We start from the raw sequence: 21,689 nt of genomic DNA on the forward strand, positions 1-21,689 counted from the left end.
AGATACCTATTTCAGCAGCCGACCCTCGATCGACCAACGCGCGGCAAGGAAGTTCAGCACGGCCGCCACGATGACCCCGCCGATCTTTGCCGGCCACACACCGCCGATGCCGGCGAAGAGTGCGATCGACAGGCTGGACACGCCGAGCGAAATCAACGCCCCAGCCGAGACGAAGCGCAGGAAGGCATCATGCAGCCGAATGGCGTGATTGCGTTCGAACGACCAGAAGCCATTCGCCACGAAAGAGAAGACGACGGCAATCGACCACGAGATGACATTGGCGGACAGCGGCGGGGCGTGCAGCTTGAGAAGCAGGAAAAAACCGGCAAGGTCGATGGCCGTNTTTGCCAGTCCGACTAGCGCAAAACGGACGATCTTGCTGCCCGTCGAACGCCGGGGCTGAACGCCGCTCATTCCCTGCCGTCCATGATCTCGATACCGGCTCGGGCCATGTTCGCGCCGAACGCATCCGAAGCCAGAACGCCGAATTCCACTTCGCGCACGCCTTGCATCGGGTCACGCGCGCACAGCGTTTGGTCGACATGGCCGGGGTGGCACATGAACAGCCCTCGGTCCGACAGCGCTTCGACGGCAGCCTCCAGCAAGGGGGCGAACTTTTCGGGTTGCCGCCAGTCATAGATGCCGGCGAGCGGCTTCAAAACGGCAAAGCCGGCGCGCTGCATCGATTGGTCGAAGCCGGCGGCCACGGCAGCGATTGCCGCGATTTTCGGCGCGGCGACGGCATCGCTCAGCGCTGGAGCGCCGCGCAGCACCGGCCTGCCGGCAGCGTCGGGAAAACGTGTCCGCAGCCAGCCGCGCGCGACAAGCAGGAAATGCACGTGCTGATGACCGTCGATGAAGTCGGGCTTGCGGCCCAGCGCCTCGACGAAACGGCTATATTGCGCGTCGAGTTCGGCATGGACGTCGCGCTCATCGATCCGCCCGCGCAGGATCGACAGGGCCAGCGAACGAAGCGGCGGCAACCGGCTCTCGGGCGCCAGGCTCGATTTGCCTGTGACCGCTGGCTGGTCCGTAAGGGTCAGGTGCAGCCCGATCGCCGCGCGGCCACGCAGCGGCTTTATGCGCGCCGCCGCCTCGGCCCATTCCGGAAAACCGGTCATGCAGCTGGTGCCGGTCAGGCGCCCGCGGTTGAGCAGGTCGAGAATGCCTGCGCAAACCCCTGGTGCCAGCCCGTAGTCGTCGGCGATCAGGCGAATGCGCCGCGTCATCCGCTGGACGCGCCCGGCGCATTGTCGGGGGCGGTCTCGCTGAGCACCACATCGCGCACCAGATAGACCGGCCGGTCCTTGCTCTCCGACAGCGTGACCCAGACATATTCGCCGATCAGGCCGAGCAAGGTGAGGTTGAGGCCGCCGAGCAGCACGACGGCGACCATCAGGCTGGGGTAACCAGGCACGGCAACTCCGTAGAACATCACCTCGAAGAACACTTTGGCGCCGTAAACGACGCCCGCCAGCGCCGCAAGCATCCCGCTCAAGCTGATGATGCGCAGCGGGATGACGGAAAACGATGTAAACCCTTCCAGTGAAAAGGCGATCAGGTTGAGCCGACTCCATTTCGACGTGCCGATGGCGCGGTTTTCCGGCGAATAGGGTATGGCTTTCTGACGGAAACCGGCCCAGGCGAACAGACCCTTGTTGAAGCGCCGTTTGTCGCGCAGGCTGGTCAGCGCACGCACCACGGGACCGCGCATGACGCGAAAATCACCGGCATTCTCCGGAATATCGAAACGCTGGCTGCTGTTGATCAGGCTGTAGAAAATCCGCGCCAGCTGGCTGCGCCGCCAGCTCGCCTCGCGGCGGTCGTTCTGCGCGTACACGACGTCGATGTCTTGGCTTTCCACCAGCTCGGCGATCATCTTCAAGCTGATATCCATGGAATGCTGCAGATCGGAATCCATGATCAGCACCATGTCGCCCCGCGACCGGTCGAGGCCGGCGAGCACCGCCACCTCCTTGCCGAAATTGCGGCTGAGGCGAACGATCTCCCACGATCCCGACAGGGCCTGTGAAAATCGCCTGGCACCATCGTCGAGGCTGCCGTCGTCGACCAGGATCTTGTGGACGGCCATACCAAAACGGCTTGATACCGCTTCCTCGAGCCTGTCGAGCAGCGCGGCAAAGGCCGGCGCCGATTGCGCCTCGTTGAAGAAGGGCGCCACGATGTCGAGTTTTTGACGCGGATCAGCCATGTGCAACGGGTCCGACACTCACGATCTTTGCGCGCCCCTTGGCCCAGAACCACCAGATCAGGGAACAGGCGATGAAGCTGACCGCGATCGGCCGGAACCAAGGGTAGAAGAAATCATGCATGTGGCGCTCGACGCTGGTCAAACCTGTGAGGAACAATACCGTCGACAGCACCGAGGCCAGGACGCCGCCACGCTCCTCCCGCCACAGTGTGGCGATAGCGAGGCCGGCGGGCACGGCGATCATGGCATAGGTATTTGGCTCGACACGCGGATTGAAAACGCACATGTAGAAGGCAGCCGCCAGGAAGATCGCCAGTCCGGCAATTCCAGGCTGGAGCTTGCGGTCGAACCAGAGGACGATCGACAGCGTAAGCAGTGCCACGACGATGCGCACGACCGTGGCGGCGAATTCAGGCATCGGCAGCCCGGCCGAGGTGAAGGGCGCCGTGAAGTCGGTAGGCACAAAGTGGCCGGACTTGTCAACGGCCATGGAGGTCAACATGCGGGCGAAATCGCCGTACTGTTCGTTCAGGTAGCCGGCAGGCGCGAACGCGTACGGTATGGCCAGTACCAACAGCACTGCCAGCACCAGCACGGGTATCAGCCGCAGACGCAGCGCCGACACCAGCAAAAGCATGATGATCGCGGTAGGTTTGGCAATGATGGCGACCGAAGCCCAGAAGAAGGTTTCGGCGCGCCGCCCTTCGAACGCCGATAGGGTCAGAAGCCAGCAGGCCGCGGTCAGAAGGATCGTTGCCTGGCCGTTGCGGATCGCACCCAGCGCCATCGGCAGGGCAAGGAAGAGGCCGAAGGAAAGCAGCCATGGCAATTCCTCACCGCCGATTTTGCGCACTTGCCGCATCGCCGCGAAGGTGAGCGCCGCGAAGCCCAGCGCATGCCACACCACGCCGCCCAGATACGGTCCGAGCTTCAGCACTGGCAGGTAAAACGCGGCGAAGGCTGGCGCATACAGGTACCCCATCTCGGATTGAAGATTGTACAGCGGCCGCCCGCTCAGGAATGCTTCGCTGCCGTATCCGTAGGCCTGCGTCACCGTGCGCGTGCCGGGCGACCATAGCACCAGGCCGAGAACGATCAGGAATGCCCCGATCCACATGGCCAGCCCCAAACGATCGAAAACCGGCTTGGAAATCGTCATCAATTCACCCCGCACGCCATCGGGGAAGACGCCTCAGCCCGGCGCCGTCCCGGCATTCGATGGCGGCGACATATCACGGACAAAGCGACGAGGCATAGGGGCCGAAAGACGCGGCGATGAATTTCGGGACCGCCAGGGATGGCCGACCGAACTGGGAAAAGCGTCCAGAAATCCTGCGACTAGGCCCTTCCGGCTCCGCATAAGGCGGCATCAGGGCCGGATGAACACTTTGCCGTTGGGCTTGGCCAGTTCCGCCGGCGTTCGCGCCATTGCCTCGGCCAGCGGAATGACCGCCGTCACGTCGGTCGACCAGCGTCCGTCGGAAAAACGCTTCTGTGCCTCGAGGACCGCCGGACCTCGCCGATCCCTAAATTGCCGCATCCACTCGCTCAGCCAGAAGCCTTCGATGTGCTTGTGCTGGAAGATCAGCTGGCCGGGCTCGCGGATGATCGTTGCCTCGGGATCGAGCCGGCCATAGATGATCCAGCGCGCCCGTTTCGGCATCGCGTTGAAGATGGCTGACGCCAGCGGCCCGGTGACCGCATCGAGGAAGATGCGCGGCTGTTCGGCCTTCATCACCTCGCGCAGCGTGGCCTCGAATTCCGGCGCCTTCTCATTGAGGACGTGCGCCGCGCCAAGCTCTTTCAGCATCGCGATCTGTTCGTCGCGGCGCACCGTGACAACAGGCCGAAACCCTTCCTCCCTCGCCAGCCCGATGATCAGCTTGCAGAGCTGGCTGGCACCAGCGGTCATGACGAAGGCCTTTTCGCCTTCCTGTTTGACGATGTCGAACATGGCGATCGCGGTCAGCGGATTGACGATCATCGCGGCGCCATCCTCGTCTCGAACCGTATCGAGAAGCGGAATGCAGGCCGCCGCCTCGGCGACGGCATATTCAGCCCACGAACCCCAATTGCTCAGACCGGTGGCGAAAGCGACGCGCTTGCCGACAAGGCTCTTGGGATGGGGCTCCTCACCGCCCGCGACGACCGTGCCGACACCCTCGAAGCCGGCCGGCCGGCCCTTGGCGCGCGGCTGGCCGTACTGGCCCTTGATGAAGGCGACATCCGATGGATTGATCGAAGCGAGGCTGACCTTGATCAGCACTTGGCCCGGTCCGGGCGCAGGCACGGCGATGCTGCCCGGCTCGAGATACGGCTCCATCGCCTCGAGCGCACTGCCGCTCGGCGTCCTTGTATAGCCGTCACCGACCAAGAGCAGCGCCTTCATTTCGGAGGGGATCGTCATTGACGGTATTCCTTGTTTGTCGGCGGCGACGCGGCCGGGCAGCGCTCAGACCTTTTCCTGCGTGTATTTCTTCAGCTCCATGCGCGCCACCTGCCGCCGATGCACTGCATCCGGCCCATCGGCGAGGCGGAGCGTTCTGAGATGCGTCCACGAGCGGGCGAGAGGCGTATCCTGGCTGATGCCTTGCGCGCCGAACATCTGCACCGCCTCGTCGGTGACCTTGAGCGCCACGCGCGGCGCGATAACCTTGATCTGGCTGATCCAGGGAGCCGCGGCCCGCGCGTCGCCCTGATCGATCATCCATGCCGCCTTGAGGCAGAGCAGCCGGGCCATCTCGATCTCCATGCGGCATTCGGCGATGATATCGAAATTGGCGCCGAGTTTCGCCAGCTTCTGGCCGAAGGCCTCGCGGCGCACGGAACGCTGGCACAGCATCTCCAGCGCCATCTCGGCCTGGCCGATGGCGCGCATGCAGTGATGGATGCGGCCGGGGCCGAGCCGGCCTTGCGCGATTTCGAAGCCCCTGCCCTCACCGAGGATCAGGTTCGACGTCGATATCCGCACATTGTCGAAGCGAAGATGCATGTGGCCATGCGGCGCGTCATCGTCGCCGTAGACCTGCATTGCCCGGACCTTGGTCACGCCCTTCGCGCCCGAGGGGACCAGGATCATCGAATGGCGGCGGTGCTGTGGCTCTTCATCGCCGGCGGTCCGCACCATGACGATGTAAATGGCGCAGCGCGGGTCACCGGCACCCGACGCCCACCATTTCTCGCCGTTGAGCACATAGTCGCCGCCCTGCCGCTCGCAGCGCATGGAAATGTTGGTGGCGTCGGAAGAGGCGACATCCGGCTCCGTCATGAGATAGGCCGAGCGGATCTTTCCGTCCAGCAGCGGCTCGAGCCATTCCCGCTTGTGCTCTGCCGAGCCGTAGCGTTCCAGAACCTCCATATTGCCGGTGTCGGGTGCCGAACAGTTGAAGGTTTCGGCGCCCAGATGCGCCTTGCCCATCTCCTCGGCCAAATAGGCGTATTCGACGGTGGACAGGCCGTAGCCGCGTTCCGAGCCGGTCAGCCAGAAGTTCCACAGGCCGCGCTCCCGTGCGGTCTTCTTCAGCCCCTTAAGGATCTCCTTCTGGCGCTCGCTGTAGGCCCAACGGTCGCCGGCCTTGCCGACCTCGCTCAGGAATTCCTTGTCGAGCGGCATGATCTCGTCGCGCACCATGGCCGTGACGCGGGCGTGGATCGGCTTCAACCGCTCGGTCATGCCGAGATTCATCTCCGTCATCGGTCGCTAACCCTTCATGCAGGCCGGGCATTTGTCAGTGGCAAGGATGACCGTACTTCGGATAGCCTTGTCAACGCGAACTGTTTGCCCGCGGGCCGTGCGGAGGATTGTGATGAGCTATCTGGACGAGCTGTTTTCGGTGACCGGCAAGACCGCGCTGGTGACGGGAGCGGCGACCGGCATCGGCCGCATGGCGGCCACCGCATTGGTGAGGGCCGGCGCCAGCGTGATGATCGCCTCGCGCAAGGGCGACGACTGCATCAAGGTGGCCAGTGAATTGAACGGGCTTGGCGCTCCGGGCCAAGCGGAAGGCTTTGCCGGCGACGTCTCCAGCGAAGCCGGCATCGCCGCCTTGGTCGGCGAGGTCAAGGCGCGCACCGGCAAACTCGATATCCTCATCAACAATGCCGGCGTGTCCTGGGGCGCGCCGCTGGAGAGCTTCCCTTATTCGGCATGGGCCAACGTGTTCGGCGTCAATGTCACCGCGGTCTTCCATCTGACGCGCGAATTGCTGCCGCTGCTCGACGCCGCCGCCAGCGACGAAGATCCTGCCCGCGTGATCAATCTGGGATCGGTGATGGGAACGCAGCCGCTGGCCGACGACGCCTATTCCTACACCGCCTCCAAGGCGGCCGTTCATCACCTGACACGCACGCTGGCGCTCGAATTCGCCGGCCGCCGCATCACCGTCAACGCCTTTGCCCCCGGTCCCTTCCAGAGCCGCATGACCGCTTTCGCCACCGGCACGGACGAACAGGCCAGGCATGTCGGCGGCCATGTCCCGATCGGCCGTATCGGCACAGCGGATGACATTGCCGGCGCAACGCTCTATTTGTGCAGCCGTGCAGGCAGCTATGTCACCGGCGCCATCCTTCCGATCGACGGCGGGCAGTCGGTGCAGCATGGGTTGACCTTGTTCAAGGAATGACATTTTCCGGCCGCAGAAGCCGGAGGTGAACTGGAGGACATGAGCGTGGAACCAATCAGTCTCGATGTGCTTCTGGCCAGTGTCGGCAAGGAGGTCGGCGTTTCGCCCTGGCGGGTGGTCACGCAACGCATGATCGACCAGTTCGCCGACGCCACCGACGACCACCAGTTCATCCACTGCGATCCGGAGCGGGCCAAGCGCGAAACGCCGTTCGGCGGCACCATCGCGCATGGCTTCCTGTCGCTGTCGCTGTTGTCGGCGATGACGTTCGAGACCATGCCGCCGCTGGAAAACGGCAAGATGGGCGTCAATCACGGTTTCGATTCGTTGCGCTTCCTCGCCCCGGTGAAGACCGGCGCGCGCATCCGGACCCGTTTCGTGCTGGCCGACGTCAAGGTCAGGCCGTCGGGCTGGGTGCAGACGGCGCACGACGTGACCATCGAGATCGAAGGCTCCAAAAAACCGGCGCTCACCGCCCGTTGGCTGACGCTGACCTTGCTTGAACGCCAGCCCGAGACAGCATGAGCGACGCCAACGCGCTCGACCGGGCGACGCTCGCGCCTTACCTCGACGCGCATATCCCGGGTTTTTCCCGACTCGCGGCCATCGAAAAATTCAAATCCGGCCAATCCAACCCGACCTATCTCCTGACGGCGGCAAGCGGCCGTTACGTGCTGCGCGCCAAGCCGCCAGGCCAACTCCTGAAATCGGCTCACCAGGTAGACCGCGAATTCCGTGTGATGAAGGCGCTTTCCGGCACCGCCGTACCAGTGCCCGAAATGCTGCACCTGTCGACGGAGGATTCGCCCATCGGCCGCATGTTCTACGTCATGGATTTCCTCGACGGCCGCATCTTCTGGGATCCGGCACTGCCGGAGGCACACGGCAACGAGGAACGCGCCGCGATCTACGACGCCATGAACGCCACGCTCGCCGCCCTGCACGATGTCGATGTCGAGGGCATAGGTCTTGGCGACTTCGGCCGCCCCGGCAATTACTTCGAGCGGCAGCTGGCGCGCTGGACAAGCCAGTACCGTGCCTCCGAAACCGGTACCATTGCCGACATGGACCGGCTGATCGCCTGGCTGGAAACCCGCCTGCCGGTCGATGACGGCCTGATATCGCTCGTGCATGGCGACTATCGGCTGGACAATCTGATCTTTGCGCCGGACCAGCCGAGGGTACTGGCGGTGCTCGACTGGGAATTGTCGACCTCGGGCCACCCCTTCGCCGACATCGCCTATCAATGCATGCAATGGCGCCTGCCGCATGCCTCCGGCTTTCGCGGCCTTGGCGGCATCGATCGCTCGGCATTCGGCCTGCCCTTGGAAGAAGACTATCTCGCTGCCTATTGCCGGCGGCGGTCTCGCCGGCATCGGCAACTGGACGTTCTTCCTCGCCTTCTCCTTCTTCCGCCTGGCTGCAATCTGCCAGGGTGTCTACAAGCGGGCGCTGGACGGCAATGCTTCCAATCCGGAAAAAGCCAGGACCTATGGCGAGGCGGTGAAGCTGCTGTCGCACCTTGCCGCCGAGCTGATCGACAAGGAGGACTAAGCAATGGGCCGCTTTTGATGGGGCCACCGTGCTGATCACGGGCGCGACCGGCGGCCTCGGCCGCGGCGCCGCCAAGGGCTTTGCCGCAGAAGGCGCCCGGCTGGTTCTCTCGGACCTGGATGAAACGGCCCTGATGAGTTTCGCCGAGACGCTCGATACCGAGACGGCGATTCTGGCCGGCAGCAGTGCCGACGAAGCGCTGTCGGAAGCACTGGTGGCGCTGGCGGTGGAAAAACTTGGCCGCCTGGACGTCGCCGTCAACATTGCCGGTGTCATTCAGAGTTTCGTGCGCCTGCCGCAGGTTCCATCGGACGAAGCCCGCCGGGTGCTCGAGGTCGACCTGCTCGGCGTCTTCTCCGCCATGAAGCACCAGATCCCGCAAATGGAGCGGCAGTTCAAGGCCACCGGCAAGGGCGGCGCCATCGTCAACATTGCCTCGGCCGCCGGCCTTTCGGGTGCGCCGAAGCTTTCGGTCTATGCAGCCGCCGAGCATGGCGTGGTCCGCCTGACCCGCTCGGCGGCGGTCGAATGTGCAAGCAAGGGTCTGCGCATCGATGCCATCTGCCCCGCCCACACCAGAACGGGGATGGTAGACAGTTTCGTGCGCGTCTCCGGGGCGCCGGGGACGGAGGCATTGGCCGAGCTGACCCGTGGCATACCGATGAAGCGCGTGGCGGAAGTCGACGAAAACACCATGGCCATCTTGTTTGCCTCCGACCCGGCCAATTCCTTCATGACCGGCCATGCGTTGGCCATCGATGGCGCTGTCGGCGCGATCTGACCCCCACGATCCTGACTCCCGTGCCGCGTGGGAACTTCCCGTGCTCTTGTCCGTTTCCGTACAGCGTATATAATTTAGCCGCGCACCACCGACCCAGACAGCACCGAAAGGCATCAGACTTGCCGCCGAGCGTCCAGAAACGCCGCGAAAAACAAAAGGCCGAACTGCGCTCCGAGCTGGTCGAGGCCGCACACAAGCTCGTCCAGGAAGAAGGCTATGATGGGCTGACCATCCGCAAACTGGCCAAGCGGGTCGGCTACGCGCCGATGTCGGTCTATTCCTATTTCGCCGACAAGCAGGATATCCTTTTTGCACTGGCCGAAGATGCGTTCGAGACGCTGGCACGCCGCATCGAGGAGCACTCGTCAGATGATCCGATCGAAGCCTTGCGGGCGGTGATGACCGAATATGCCGCTTTCGGGCTCGGCAACCCCAATGAATATCGCACTGTCTTCATGACCGAGAAGACTAGGGCCCCGGAAGGCCGGAGTTTTCAAGAGATGCACGAGGCCAACCCGGCGATGAAGGCGCTGATCACCCGGGTCGAAGCCTGTGTCGCCGCCGGCAAACTGCAGGGCGACCCGCGTGCCATCGCCACCATGCTGTGGGCGGTGGGCCACGGCACGATCTCGCTGCTGATCACCTTCCCTTTCTATCCCTTCGGTGACCCGTATGCCTTCGTGAAGCGGATGTGCGATTTCCAAATGGCCGCACTTAGCACGCAGAACGTGCCGCCACTGACCGAGGCACCGGTCAACGGCTGAACGACATCTCCTTCGTTTCTATATTTTCTCGCAACCTTGCCCAGCCAGACCGGGGCCCAGCCAGACCGGGGCCCAGCCAGACCGGGGGTAAATTCTTGGTTAGCAAAAAGTTATCGTACGCGTACGATTGCGACTTGAACTTCGCGATCGGCGGTCGTATTTGTACGGCATATCGTACACGTACGACAGAATTCAGCCGTCGAAACGGAGACCTGACAGTGAAAAAGACCCTCCTCACCCTCGCCGCCGTTCTGGCCTTTTCGGGCTCGGCCGTTGCCGCCAGCACCACCCACCCTGTCAAGCATGTGCCCGCCGCGACTTGCGTCGACACCAAGACCAATGTGAAGCTCGATTGCGCCTCGACCGGCTCGGTCGAGAAAAAGGGCGCCACCGAAAACACCGCTGAAGGCAAGGGCCCGCGGCTTGGCATCAGCATCAATCCGTGGATCGTGCCGAGCACGTTCTGATTTTCTTCGGCAAGTCGGTTCTGGCCGGCTGAGCCGGCCGGATGGTGATTTCAGCCGATCGGGACCGGCAGCTTGGTCGCTGAACTTTCGAACGCCGCGTCGATCAGCTTTTGCATGTCGGCGGCCCGCCGGAACGACGGATCGCCGTTCTGTCCCGTGTCCAGCGCATCGACAAAGCGCCGGGCGTTGTGCTTGACGGCAGGGGGCGTCAGCGTCCGCCAACGGTGCTGATCGACGTCGTCACCCAGGCAAGCGGACAGTTTCGACACCTTGCCGTCGGTCTCGACCTTGATCGCGCCCTTGGTACCGTGCAGGGCCAGCGACAAATCATTGCCGTGGCCTGTCGTGTAGCGGCTGGCCATGATCGTGGCCAGCGCGCCTGACCTGAGCCGCGCCGTTATCGCCAAGCTGTCATTAACGTCGAGCACATAGTCGCCGATGCGGTCGCCCTCCGCCTTCGGAAACGTCACCAGATCGGCACGCAGGCTGACGATATCCTCGGCCGCCCCATAGGTCGCGAAGTCGAGGATATGGATGCCGACATCGCCCAAAACACCTGTCGAACCGTGCCGGCCCGACAGACGCCACAGCCATTTGTCGTCGACCCGCCAATCGCCCCAAAACTTGCTGACCAGCCAGCTTTGCCGGTAGCTCGCCTCTACATGGCGCAACTCGCCGATCTCGCCGGCCTCCACCATGCGCCGCGCCTCCTGGATCACCGGAGTGTTGCGATAGGTCAGGTTCACCATGTTGACGAGCCCAGCCGCCTCGGCGGCATCGCTCATCGCAAGCGCATCGGCGTGGTTCGGCGCCAGCGGCTTTTCGCAGAACACATGTTTCCCGGCGGCCAGCAGGGCCAGCGTCGTCGCCTTGTGAACCTGGTCAGGCGTGGCGTTGATGGCGGCATCGAACTCGCCCCAAGCGATCGCCGCATCGAGGCTTTGAAAGAAAGTGCCTATTTTGTTGGCGGCTGCGAACGCCGCCGCGCGGCCCGGCAGGTGGTCGACGCAAGCGACGATGGCGCAGCCCGGGACCTGACCGAACTCCTCGATATGATGCGCCGCGATCCAACCGGTGCCGAGCAAAAGCAGGCGGTGCATCAGCTCAGCCCCTTATCACCGTCCGCATGCAGACGCAGGCCTTTCTGCACGATCTTCTCGTTGGCCTTGTCCGTCGGCACGTTTGGCGCATTGGTGATGCCGGACCAGGCCGGGGCCGGGTTCTGCGCCCAATGCACAGCGTTGCGCAGCACCTGCTGAACGCCTTTATTGTGATAGATCGGATAGGTCTCATGGCCCGGCGAGAAGTAGAAGATTTTTCCCGCCCCGCGCTGATAGGTCAGCCCCGATCGGAACACCTCGCCCCCTTCGTACCAGGAGATAAATACCGTCTCCAGCGGCTCCGGCACGGCGAACGGCTCACCATACATTTCCGTCTCGCCGATCTCCAGGCATTCGCCGATGCCTTGCGCGATCGGGTGGCCGCGGTTAATCGCCCAGACACGCTCGCGCTCGCCCGCCTCGCGCCATTTCAGCGAACAGGGCGTGCCCATCAGCCGCTTGAAGATCTTCGAGTAGTGGCCTGAATGGAGCACGATCAACCCCATCCCTTCCCAGACCCGCTTCTGCACGCGCTCGACGATCTCGTCCTTGACCTCGCCATGGGCGGCATGGCCCCACCATAAAAGCACGTCGGTGGCGGCCAGGCGCGTCTCGCTCAGGCCATGCTCGGGTTCCTGCAAGGTGGCGGTGGTCGCTTTGACACCCTTGTCCTGATTGAGTGCGGCGGCAATGGTGCCATGCATACCCAGCGGATAGAGGTCGCGTACGGCGGCATTGGTCTGTTCATGGACGTTTTCACCCCAGACAACGGCTCTAACAGGCATTGTTCCTCTCCAAAGCGCTTTGAATATCGCGTCCACGGACGTCTTGGGAAGAGGCCTTCAACCAAAAATTCTGAAATCAGGGCTTGCGGGCCTTGCGGCCGGGGACGATCTTGGCCTTGCCGGGTTTCGCCGGTGCACCCGGAATGGCGGAACTGGTAATCGATACAGGATCGCTGGCCGGGAACGTGTCCTCGAGGCCTTCCTCAAGTTCCTCCTCGGCGTCGGTCTCGTGATGCCGCTCGTGTTCGAGCGAACGGACCGCCGCGGTTTTCGGCGATTTCGGCGCGGACTTCGACGGCATCGGCATCTCTCCCTCGACTGTCGCCGCTCAACGGACGCGGGCGGCAAACGTTCCTGGGTCAGCCGGCGGCGTCGCGGGCTCCCTCGGACAGGAAAGTAAAGACATAATCGGAGAAGGAACGCCAGCACTCGACCCGGAAGGCCTCGTCGGCCGTGCGCAGCAGCACGATCTCGGCCTTGCCGAGAATGGTGCGCGAAGCGGCGCCCACCGGGAAGGCGTCGAGCGACAGGTCCTGCGGGCAGCCCGAATTGATCGCGGCTTCCGCCGCCGGACCGGAGACTGAAATCGCGATGTTGCGATGCGAGATACCGACCGACGAATGCAAGGCGGAAACTCCTGCGCAATCGGCGAGCGGATCCTTGCCGGCTTCGTCGATGACCAGCCATTCATCCGGGCCAAGCCACAGCGCCGTACGCCCCGCTTTGGACGCCGAGGTTTTCGGCTTCTTCGGCAAGGTCACACCGAGCGCCTTCGACAGAGCACCGACTGAAGCCTCCGGCGCGCGCAGCGAGATACGCTCGGCCGGCGGCAGCACCTCGACCTTGACACCCGTTGCGGAGACTGTGCGCCCGGCCAATGCCGGACGCCGCTCTGCCGAGGGTGAAGCCGTCGTGGCCGTCTTTGGGGCAGCCTTAGCCATTGAGGCGACCTCCCGTCTCGTCGAAGAACACCATGCCGGTAACCTCCACTTCGATGATCCCGTCCGGCATCGGCACATAGAGCGTGTCGCCCATCCGGTCACGCCCGCCGGCGACAAGCCCCAGCGCGATGGAACGGCCGCAATTTTGCGACCAATAGCTCGAGGTGACATGGCCGATCATCTTCATCGGGACCGCCTGCTTGGGATCCTCGACGATCTGCGCGCCCTCTTCCAGCACCACCTTTGGGTCCTTGGTCTTCAGGCCGACCAGTTGTTTGCGGCCCTTGGCGACGAGATCAGGCCGCGTCAGGCCGCGAATGCCGACGAAATCGGCCTTCTTCTTGCCAACCGCCCAGTCGAGACCGGCGTCGTTTGGCGTCACCGTACCGTCGGTATCCTGGCCTACGATGATGTAGCCCTTCTCGGCGCGAAGCACGTGCATCGCCTCGGTGCCGTAGGCCGTAGCGCCATGCTTCTGGCCCTCGGCCCACAACGCTTCCCAGACCGCCTGGCCATGGTCGGCCGGCACATTGACTTCGAAACCGCGCTCGCCGGTGAACGACATGCGGAACAGCCTCGTCGGCACGCCGCGGATCTTGCCCTCGCGCACCGACATGTGCGGCAGCGCCTCGTCGGACATATCGATGCCTTCGACCAGCGGCGCGATGATGTCGCGCGACTTCGGCCCCTGAACGGCAATGACCGCCCACTGCTCGGTGATCGAGGTCAGCCAGACATTAAGGTGCGGGAACTCGGTCTGGAGATAATCTTCCATGTGGTTCATGACGCGCGGCGCGCCGCCTGTCGTCGTCGTCACATGGAAGCGGTCCGGCGCCAGCCTGCCGACGACGCCGTCGTCATAGATGAAGCCGTCCTCGCGCAGCATGATGCCATAGCGGCAGCGACCGGGCTCCAGCTTCTCCCACGGATTGGTGTAGAGCAGTTCCATGAACTTCGCCGCGTCGGGGCCGACCACTTCGATCTTGCCCAGCGTCGAGGCATCGAACAGGCCGGCCTGGTTGCGGACGGCGACGCATTCGCGGTCGACCGCCGCATGCATGTCCTCGCCTGCCTTGGGGAAGTACCAGGCGCGCTTCCACTGGCCGACGTCCTCGAACACCGCGCCTTGCGCCTCGGCCCAGGGATGGATCGCGGTTCTGCGTGTCGGGTCGAACAGCGGTCCACGCGCGTGGCTGACGATCGCGCCGAAGGTGACAGGCGTGTAGGGCGCGCGGAACGTGGTCAGGCCGACTTCCGGGATCGGCTTGCCCAGCGTTTCGGCGGCAATCGCCAGTCCGTGCATGTTAGAGGTCTTGCCCTGGTCGGTCGCCATGCCGTTGGTGGTGAAGCGCTTGACATGCTCGATCGAGCGCATGCCTTCATGCACCGCCTGGCGGATGTCCTTGGCGGTCACGTCGTTCTGGAAATCGACGAAGGCTTTCACCGTCGTGTCCGGCCCGGCGCCAGGGCCAGCACCCAGCATGCCGCGCGACCAGCTTTCCGAGGCTTCGACCTTCGGCTTGGTGCCCTTGGACACCTTGCCGCCTGTTTCTTTCGCCGCCTTGGCGCCCGCCGCATAGGCCTCGTCCACGGTCGCCGTCAGGCCGTCGCTGCCGTTGCAGGCGCCGACCGACACGCAGTCCTGCGCGTAGGTGCCGGGCACGAAGCGCTTGGTCTCGTCGTTGAAGGCGACCTTGCCGCGCGATTGCGAGAACAGATGCACCGACGGCGTCCAGCCGGCGGACATCAGGATCGCATCGACGGGAATAGTGCGTTCGCCGCCGCCATTCTTCGGCTGCACCGTCATCGACGACACGCGTAGCTTGCCGCCGGCGCGGATCACGGCACGGCCGAAATTGATCTCGATGCCGAGGGCCCTGGCCTCATCGATCACCGTGCCGGTCGGGTTGTCACGCAAATCGACGATCGCCGCCACGTTGATGCCGGCCTTCTTCAGGTCGATCGCGGCGCCGTAAGCCGAATCATTGGCGGTGTAGACGCCGACATTCCGGCCGACCGCGACACCATAGTGGTTGAGGAAGGTGCGTGCCGCGCCCGCCAGCATGATGCCGGGCCGGTCATTGTTGGCAAACACCATGTGGCGTTCGATGGCGCCGGAGGCCAGCACCACGCGCTTGGCGCGGACCTGCCAGAGCCGTTCGCGCGGCAGATCATGGCCGGGGGCCTTCAGGTGATCGCTGACGCGCTCGACCAGACCGACGAAATTCTGCGCGTAATAGCCGAACGCCGTGGTGCGCGGCAGCACCCGGACATTGTCCATCGCGCTCAGTCTGGCGATCGCCGCTTGTGCCCAGGCAAAGCCGTCCTGGCCGTCGATCTTCGCACCAGATTCGAAGCGCAGGCTGCCGCCGAACTCGGCCTGCTCGTCGGCCAGGATGACGCGCACGCCGGTCTCCGCCGCGGCAAGTGCCGCCGCGATGCCGGCCGCGCCGCCGCCCAGCACCAGCACGTCGCAATGCGCGTAACGCGAGGAATAATGGTCGGGATCCGGTCGGTCCGGCGAAACGCCGAGGCCGGCGGCTTCGCGGATCTTAGGCTCGTAAAGGCTCTTCCAAGCCGCCTTCGGCCACATGAAGGTCTTATAATAGAAGCCGGCCGAAAATAGCGGCGACGCCAGGTCGTTGACGGCGCTGACATCGAAGGACAGCGACGGCCAGCGGTTCTGCGAATTGGCGGCGAGCCCGTCATAGAGTTCCTGCACGGTGGCGCGCACGTTCGGCGTCTTGCGCGCGTCATCGCGCACGATCTGCACCAGCGCGTTGGGCTCTTCCGCGCCGGCCGACAGGATGCCGCGCGGGCGGTGGTACTTGAACGAGCGACCGACCAGATGCACGCCATTGGCGAGCAGCGCCGAGGCCAGCGTGTCGCCCTCTATACCGGCATAGGACCGTCCGTCGAAGCTGAACCGCGCGGTGTTGGCCTGGCTGAGGCGTCCGGCGCCGGGAATGCGCAACGCGCCGCTCATTTCGCTACTCCGGGCAGCTTGGAGGGTTTCGGTTCGCCGGCCTTGTAGGTCATGACGAACTTGTCGGTGACGGTGTCGCGCACCGCGTTGAAGAAGCGCGCGCAGCCATGCATGTGGCGCCAGCGCTCATAGATGATGCCCTTGGGGTTCGAGCGGATGAAGAAGAACTTCTCGAAGTCGTCGTCGCTCTCGCCCGCCATATTGGCCGAGCGGGCGATGTGCGCCTCGCCGGCGTTGCGGAATTCGAGTTCCGGGCGCTCTTCCTCGCAATAGGGGCAGCGGATGAGAAGCATCGTGTTTGTTCCTACAATTCGCCGTGGCCGACGCGCGCGCCGGCCGGTTGATCGCAAAGCTTCTGGCCCATGGTCATGAAGGGAGCGACGAGCCGCAGCCGCTCCTCGACGCTCGTCGCCGCGCTGAAGAGATCGCGGTTGGCAATGTTGCCGAGCGTCAGTTGCATCGGATCTGTCGTAACGATGACGCCACGCGGCTGGAAATCCTCGTCTTCATCCAGCCCATGCGGCCTGCCTTCGAAGAACATCACCACTTTCTGGCCGACACTCCAGACGCAGGCGAGCATTCCCTCGTCGACCGAAAACGGCCAGCCGGTCTCGTTTCCCGCACGGCTGATCGGCTGCAGCCGCACTTCCTGCGCCGTCGGAACATGGAACATGCCCTGTTCCCCCGCCAGTATCAGCGGCACCGCGACTGCCACCTCGGCCATCATCATCAGTGCGCCACCGCCGCCGCCGCCGCCTCGTCGATGAGGCGGCCGGTGCGGAAGCGCTCGATGGTGAAGGGCGCGTTGATCGGGTGCGGATCGTCCTTGGCAATGGTGTGGGCAAAGACATGCCCGGACCCCGGCGTCGCCTTGAAGCCGCCCGTGCCCCAGCCGCAATTGACGTAGAGGCCGGGCACCGGCGTCTTGGCCAGGATCGGCGAGCGGTCGGGCGTGACGTCGACGATGCCGCCCCACGAGCGCAGCATCTTCATGCGCGTGAAGATCGGGAACATTTCGCAGATGGCGTCGAGTGTATGCTGAAGAATGTGCAGCCCACCGGTCTGCGAATAGGAGACATACTGGTCGGTGCCGGCGCCGATCACCAGTTCGCCCTTGTCGGACTGCGAGATGTAGGCGTGCACCGTGTTCGACATCACAACGCAGGGCACGACCGGCTTGATCGGCTCCGACACCAGCGCCTGGAGCGGATAGCTTTCCAGCGGCATGCGCACGCCGGCCATATTCATGATGACGGAGGAGTGGCCGGCGGCGACGACGCCAACCTTCTTGGCGCCGATGAAGCCACGCGTCGTGTCGACGCCCGTCACCGTGCCATTGGCAGCCCGCTTGACGCCCGTCACCTCGCAATTCTGGATGATGTGCACGCCGCGCGCCGAGGCGCCGCGCGCATAGCCCCAGGCGACCGCGTCATGGCGCGCCGTGCCGCCGCGACGCTGCAAGGCAGCCCCGACGACCGGATAGCGTGCGTCCTTGGAGGTGTTGAGCGGCGGGCAGAATTCTTTCGCCTGCTCGGGTGTCAGCCATTCATTGTCGATGCCGTTGAGCCGGTTGGCATGCACGTGGCGCTTCAGCACCTGGATGTCGTGCACATTGTGGGCCAGCATCATGACGCCGCGCGCCGAATACATGACGTTGTAATTGAGCTCCTGAGAGAGCCCGTCCCACAGCTTCAGCGCATGGTCGTAAATCCCGGCGCTCTCGTCATAGAGATAGTTGGAACGGATGATGGTGGTGTTGCGGCCAGTGTTGCCGCCGCCCAGCCAGCCCTTTTCCAGCACCGCGACATTGGTGATGCCGTGCACGGTCGCGAGATAGTAGGCGGTGGCCAGCCCATGGCCGCCGGCGCCGACGATGATGACGTCGTATTCTTTCTTCGGCTCCGGCGAGGACCATTGTTCCTCCCAGCCCTTGTGGCCGCGCATGGCCTCGCGGGCGATGGCGAATACCGAATATTTCTTCACGTTCCAGCCTCGCAAATGGCAGCCGGGCGTTCATCATCAAGCCCCGGCGCGCGAGGTGTATCACTAGCGAAACAGCGCTGCCACCCTTGCGCTGTTTGCGACGGCGCTTGCCGTTTTGCGCCGCGCTGAAAAAGAGCTATCCGGCCTGGCCCCCATGATTGCCTTCAGTCACACTTCTCGGCGCTGGGATTCGGAGGATGATGATGGGCAACGCCTGGTGGAACCTCACATTGCGCTTCCTGCTGGAGCTTGCCGCCTTGCTTGGCCTTGCCATGGCAGGCTGGAGTCTTTCGGACGGAGCGTGGCGTTGGGTCCTCGCCGTTGCCTTGCCGCTCGCCGCAGCCGGGCATGGGGTACCTTCGCGGTCCTCAACGATCCAAGCCGGTCTGGCCGGGCACCGGTGCCTGTGCCGGGCGCTGTCAGGCTGGCGCTGGAATTCGTCGTCCTGTCCGGCGGCGCGGCGGGTTTCCATCTGGCAGGCCATACCATTCCGGCCATCATCATGGCCCTGCTGATCGTCATCAGCTACGCGTTCTCGCTGGATCGTCTGGCATGGCTGCTGCGGCAGTAGTGGCGCGAATCTCTGCGGCTTTCGGGTGGCTGCTGTCCTGCCGATTTGCGACCAAGCATCCGATCGCCGGCGAAGCTGGCGCGAAGGACAAGGATGCCAAACATGCTCGCACTCGCCAACAAGATCGCCATCGTTACCGGCGCCAGTTCCGGCATCGGCCGCGCCGCCGCCAAACTGTTCGCCGAGGAAGGCGCCAGGCTCGTCATTTCCGCTCGCCGCCAAACGGAGCTTGATGCACTGGCAGTCGAAATCGAGGACGCCGGCGGCACGGCCGTCGCTCTCGCGGGAGATGTCACGGACGAGACCTATGCGAAAGCCCTCGTCGAGTTGGCGGTGGGCAGCTTCGGTGGTCTCGACATCGCGTTGAACAATGCCGGCTCCGTCGGACTGATGGGGCCAGTCCCCGACATGCCGGCACAGACATGGCACGGGACGATGGACACCAACCTGACCAGTGCCTTTCTCGGCGCGAAGTATCAGATACCGGCCATGCTGGAGCGCGGCGGCGGCTCGCTGATCTTCACATCGAGCTTTGTCGGTTACACCGCAGGCATGCCGGGCATGGCCGCCTACGCCGCCGCCAAGGCAGGCCTGATCGGTTTGACGCAGGTGTTGGCCACCGAATACGGACCGAAGGGACTGCGCGTCAACGCGCTGCTGCCGGGTGGCACCGACACACCCGGCGCGACGACGACAACACCCGAGGCCCGCGCCTTCGTCGAGAGCCTCCATGCCCTGAAACGCATGGCGCAGCCGCAAGAGATCGCCCGCTCGGCGCTTTACCTTGCCTCTGACGCCTCGAGCTTCACCACGGGTACCGCGCTGTTTGCCGATGGCGGCGTGTCGATCAACCGGACGTGAGGGATTTTTGCGGTGAACGGGCCTGTTCGTCGTTGTGACGCAGGCGGCCGCTCTTGCTTTTTCGGCCCGATTTGGCGATTCCGTTTGCTGTCGAACGGGTCTTCTTGCCAAGACGGGTTGTGAAACCATGATGCTGGTCCGAACCTATGTTGCCCAGAGCGCGATCGAAGGCGTGGGCATGTTCGCCGCCGAACCGATCCGGAAAGGCGCCTCGATCTGGCGCCTGGATCCGGATTTCGACCGGCTGATCCCGGTGGACACGTACGAGACGGCACCCCAGCCCCTGAAGGAATTACTCGACCGCTACGCCTATCCGAGCCCGGATAAGCCCGGTTTCATGGTCTACGAGGTCGACAATGGCCGTTTCATGAACCATTCGGCGACCCCGAACACCGACTTTTCGCAATATGGAGGGGCGACCGCGACCCGCGATATCGCCGTCGGCGAGGAGATCACCTGCGACTACGGTGAGTTCTTCGAGGATTTCGAGCGGCTGCACCTGGCGACGGCGTAACGGGCACACTATCTCCAGCCGACGTGGCAATTTGGCCGTCGTCTCTCATTTCAACTGTGGACAGCGAGGCTTGATTCTGCTATCAGCCGCCACAATTCGTGGTGTCGAGCGCCGCGGAGGCTTGCGGCTATGGCTGCTTGCCTGTTGATATCAAACCCGAAAGACAGGATTGCCCGTGCAGGTACTCGTCCGCGACAATAACGTTGATCAGGCGCTTCGCGCGCTCAAGAAGAAGATGCAGCGCGAAGGCATTTTCCGCGAAATGAAGATGCGCGGCCACTACGAGAAGCCTTCCGAGAAGCGCGCCCGTGAAAAGGCCGAAGCCGTTCGCCGCGCCCGCAAGCTGGCCCGCAAGCGCGCACAGCGCGAAGGCCTGCTGCCGATGACCCCGCGTCCGGTTGCTGCTGGCGGTGCCGCCGGTGCAGCGCGTCCGCCGCGCTGATTATCGCCAATATTTCGTCCTTTTCGAAGGATACCTGGGTGGCGCGATGCGGAATCGCCGCCACCCTTTTATTTTGAATGTGACCCGGCCCGGAGGGGGGAACCGGACCTGAACGACGGCGCAAGTGAGGACAGGGCAGACATGAACGCAACGAGCGTGGAGCGCGGGACCGCATTGCGTGGTTTCGCCCTGACAGCGGCCCTGCTTTCCGGACTGGTGCTTGCCGGCTGCCAGACATCGGGCCCGGCCGGTGAATTCAACAACATCGACAAGGCGCAAGGGTCGACCGAGAACATCTCCTCGCTGTCGGCGGTCATCCAGCGCAATCCCCAGGATCCGGAAGGCTATAATGTCCGCGGCTCGGCCTATGGCCGCGGCGGCCAGTACCAGGCGGCGCTCAAGGATTTCAACCAGGCCATCCAGCTCAATCCGAATTTCTACCAGGCCTATTCGAACCGGGCCCTTATCCAGCGCTTCCTCGGCAACCAGGAAGCCGCCCTTGCCGACTACAATCGCTCGATCCAGATTAACGGCAATTATGATGCCGCCTATATCGGCCGCGGCAATCTCTATCGCAAGGCGGGCCGCACCCAGGATGCCTTCACCGACTTCCAGAAGGCGATCCAACTCGATACGACGGATGCCCGCGCATACCACAATCGCGGCCTGATCTATCAGAGCCAGGGCCAGCACAAATTCGCCATCGAGGATTTCTCGACCGCCATCTCGCTGGCTCCCGACGCAGCCGAACCCTACAACGGCCGTGGCCTCTCGTATCTGGCGACCGGTGACGAGGACAACGCCTTCTCCGATTTCAACATGGCCATCAAGCTCGACGGCCAGAACGCCGAGGCCTGGGCCAACCAGGCGCTGATCTATGAACGGCGCGGTGACAAGGCGAAGGCGGCGAAGGCCTATCATGAGGCCGTGCGCCTCAACCCCAGCTACCAGCCTGCCAAGGACGGCCTCGCTCGCGTCAGCTGACGTCGGCTTCATCAGGCCCGCGCCAGGCGCCACTGCATCCCGCGTGTCCGAAAGGGCACGCGGCGTTGAAGATCGCCGCAATCCGGCAACCCTGTGTTAACCCCCGCGACAAGCCGTTAACC

24 protein-coding genes and 1 pseudogene are annotated in these 21,689 nt (G+C 63.9%); 11 read left to right on the plus strand and 14 right to left on the minus strand.

Annotation, left to right across the window (positions count from 1 at the left end):
- Positions 1-6 precede the first annotated feature (6 nt).
- The 6 genes from X742_RS164115 to X742_RS164090 form a co-directional block, all read right to left on the minus strand.
- Positions 7-414, minus strand: a complete 408-nt coding sequence (locus X742_RS164115; protein WP_023770542.1) for a GtrA family protein — start codon at positions 412-414, stop codon at positions 7-9.
- On the minus strand, positions 411-1,229 hold the full coding sequence (locus X742_RS164110) for a ChbG/HpnK family deacetylase (RefSeq protein ID WP_023770543.1): 819 nt from the start codon (positions 1,227-1,229) through the stop codon (positions 411-413). The genes X742_RS164115 and X742_RS164110 overlap by 4 nt, the downstream gene beginning before the upstream one ends.
- Positions 1,226-2,212 (minus strand): glycosyltransferase family 2 protein, encoded by a 987-nt coding sequence (locus X742_RS164105; RefSeq protein ID WP_023770544.1) that lies wholly within the window; start codon positions 2,210-2,212, stop codon positions 1,226-1,228. Before X742_RS164105 ends, X742_RS164110 begins: the two co-directional genes overlap by 4 nt.
- Entirely contained in the window at positions 2,205-3,371 is a 1,167-nt protein-coding gene (locus X742_RS164100) for a glycosyltransferase 87 family protein (protein WP_023770545.1), read from the minus strand. The genes X742_RS164105 and X742_RS164100 overlap by 8 nt, the downstream gene beginning before the upstream one ends.
- A 210-nt stretch (positions 3,372-3,581) precedes the next feature.
- The gene (locus X742_RS164095; protein WP_023770546.1) at positions 3,582-4,619 is read right to left on the minus strand and encodes a zinc-binding dehydrogenase; all 1,038 of its coding nucleotides are present in this window, start codon (positions 4,617-4,619) and stop codon (positions 3,582-3,584) included.
- A gap of 45 nt (positions 4,620-4,664) precedes the next feature.
- Positions 4,665-5,906: an acyl-CoA dehydrogenase family protein gene (locus tag X742_RS164090; RefSeq protein ID WP_023770547.1), complete on the minus strand. Its 1,242-nt coding sequence runs from the start codon at positions 5,904-5,906 to the stop codon at positions 4,665-4,667.
- A gap of 112 nt (positions 5,907-6,018) precedes the next feature.
- Between X742_RS164090 and X742_RS164085 the strand changes: the two genes are divergently transcribed.
- The 6 genes and pseudogenes from X742_RS164085 (at position 6,019) to X742_RS164065 (ending at position 10,400) form a co-directional block, all read left to right on the plus strand.
- A complete protein-coding gene (locus X742_RS164085) occupies positions 6,019-6,834 on the plus strand; it encodes an SDR family oxidoreductase (RefSeq protein WP_023770548.1) in 816 nt (271 codons plus the stop codon).
- Between the two features lie 39 nt (positions 6,835-6,873).
- The gene (locus tag X742_RS164080) at positions 6,874-7,359 is read left to right on the plus strand and encodes a MaoC family dehydratase (RefSeq protein WP_023770549.1); all 486 of its coding nucleotides are present in this window, start codon (positions 6,874-6,876) and stop codon (positions 7,357-7,359) included.
- Positions 7,356-8,388: pseudogene (locus X742_RS01000000169665) on the plus strand (phosphotransferase). The gene X742_RS164080 and the pseudogene X742_RS01000000169665 overlap by 4 nt, the downstream one beginning before the upstream one ends.
- 28 nt (positions 8,389-8,416) lie before the next feature.
- Positions 8,417-9,169 (plus strand): SDR family oxidoreductase, encoded by a 753-nt coding sequence (locus X742_RS164075; protein ID WP_023770550.1) that lies wholly within the window; start codon positions 8,417-8,419, stop codon positions 9,167-9,169.
- Between the two features lie 119 nt (positions 9,170-9,288).
- On the plus strand, positions 9,289-9,933 hold the full coding sequence (locus tag X742_RS164070) for a TetR/AcrR family transcriptional regulator (RefSeq protein WP_023770551.1): 645 nt from the start codon (positions 9,289-9,291) through the stop codon (positions 9,931-9,933).
- 218 nt (positions 9,934-10,151) lie between these two features.
- The gene (locus X742_RS164065) at positions 10,152-10,400 is read left to right on the plus strand and encodes a DUF680 domain-containing protein (RefSeq protein WP_023770552.1); all 249 of its coding nucleotides are present in this window, start codon (positions 10,152-10,154) and stop codon (positions 10,398-10,400) included.
- A gap of 50 nt (positions 10,401-10,450) precedes the next feature.
- Here the strand turns inward: X742_RS164065 and X742_RS164060 are convergent, their stop codons facing one another.
- The 8 genes from X742_RS164060 to X742_RS164025 form a co-directional block, all read right to left on the minus strand.
- Positions 10,451-11,500, minus strand: coding sequence for a Gfo/Idh/MocA family oxidoreductase (locus tag X742_RS164060; protein ID WP_023770553.1), 1,050 nt, complete (start codon positions 11,498-11,500; stop codon positions 10,451-10,453).
- A complete protein-coding gene (locus tag X742_RS164055; protein ID WP_023770554.1) occupies positions 11,500-12,285 on the minus strand; it encodes a ThuA domain-containing protein in 786 nt (261 codons plus the stop codon). The genes X742_RS164060 and X742_RS164055 overlap by 1 nt, the downstream gene beginning before the upstream one ends.
- Positions 12,286-12,361: 76 nt before the next feature.
- A complete protein-coding gene (locus X742_RS164050) occupies positions 12,362-12,586 on the minus strand; it encodes a hypothetical protein (protein WP_023770555.1) in 225 nt (74 codons plus the stop codon).
- A gap of 58 nt (positions 12,587-12,644) precedes the next feature.
- On the minus strand, positions 12,645-13,226 hold the full coding sequence (locus X742_RS164045; protein ID WP_023770556.1) for a sarcosine oxidase subunit gamma: 582 nt from the start codon (positions 13,224-13,226) through the stop codon (positions 12,645-12,647).
- Positions 13,219-16,212: a sarcosine oxidase subunit alpha gene (locus X742_RS164040; RefSeq protein ID WP_023770557.1), complete on the minus strand. Its 2,994-nt coding sequence runs from the start codon at positions 16,210-16,212 to the stop codon at positions 13,219-13,221. Before X742_RS164040 ends, X742_RS164045 begins: the two co-directional genes overlap by 8 nt.
- On the minus strand, positions 16,209-16,505 hold the full coding sequence (locus X742_RS164035) for a sarcosine oxidase subunit delta (protein WP_023770558.1): 297 nt from the start codon (positions 16,503-16,505) through the stop codon (positions 16,209-16,211). The genes X742_RS164040 and X742_RS164035 overlap by 4 nt, the downstream gene beginning before the upstream one ends.
- An 11-nt stretch (positions 16,506-16,516) precedes the next feature.
- Positions 16,517-16,939 carry a hypothetical protein gene (locus X742_RS164030; protein ID WP_023770559.1) on the minus strand — a complete coding sequence of 141 codons (423 nt, stop codon included), beginning with the start codon at positions 16,937-16,939 and terminating at the stop codon, positions 16,517-16,519.
- A gap of 2 nt (positions 16,940-16,941) precedes the next feature.
- Complete coding sequence (locus tag X742_RS164025; protein ID WP_023770560.1) at positions 16,942-18,195, minus strand: sarcosine oxidase subunit beta; 1,254 nt, start codon at positions 18,193-18,195, stop codon at positions 16,942-16,944.
- 307 nt (positions 18,196-18,502) lie between these two features.
- Here X742_RS164025 and X742_RS01000000169670 point away from each other — a divergent pair, with 307 nt between their 5' ends.
- The 5 genes from X742_RS01000000169670 to X742_RS164005 all read left to right on the plus strand — a co-directional run bounded on the left by X742_RS01000000169670 (position 18,503) and on the right by X742_RS164005 (position 21,567).
- A complete protein-coding gene (locus tag X742_RS01000000169670; RefSeq protein WP_280800178.1) occupies positions 18,503-18,766 on the plus strand; it encodes a DUF2568 domain-containing protein in 264 nt (87 codons plus the stop codon).
- A 102-nt stretch (positions 18,767-18,868) separates the two neighbouring features.
- Complete coding sequence (locus X742_RS164020; RefSeq protein ID WP_023770561.1) at positions 18,869-19,627, plus strand: SDR family oxidoreductase; 759 nt, start codon at positions 18,869-18,871, stop codon at positions 19,625-19,627.
- Between the two features lie 127 nt (positions 19,628-19,754).
- A complete protein-coding gene (locus X742_RS164015) occupies positions 19,755-20,141 on the plus strand; it encodes an SET domain-containing protein-lysine N-methyltransferase (RefSeq protein WP_023770562.1) in 387 nt (128 codons plus the stop codon).
- A 175-nt stretch (positions 20,142-20,316) separates the two neighbouring features.
- Positions 20,317-20,583 (plus strand): 30S ribosomal protein S21, encoded by a 267-nt coding sequence (rpsU, locus tag X742_RS164010; protein ID WP_010911429.1) that lies wholly within the window; start codon positions 20,317-20,319, stop codon positions 20,581-20,583.
- A gap of 141 nt (positions 20,584-20,724) precedes the next feature.
- Complete coding sequence (locus tag X742_RS164005; protein WP_023770563.1) at positions 20,725-21,567, plus strand: tetratricopeptide repeat protein; 843 nt, start codon at positions 20,725-20,727, stop codon at positions 21,565-21,567.
- Positions 21,568-21,689 lie beyond the last annotated feature (122 nt).

The sequence above is a fragment of the Mesorhizobium sp. LNHC229A00 genome (genome assembly GCF_000502415.1).
In the GTDB taxonomy this organism is placed as follows: Bacteria; Pseudomonadota; Alphaproteobacteria; order Rhizobiales; family Rhizobiaceae; genus Mesorhizobium.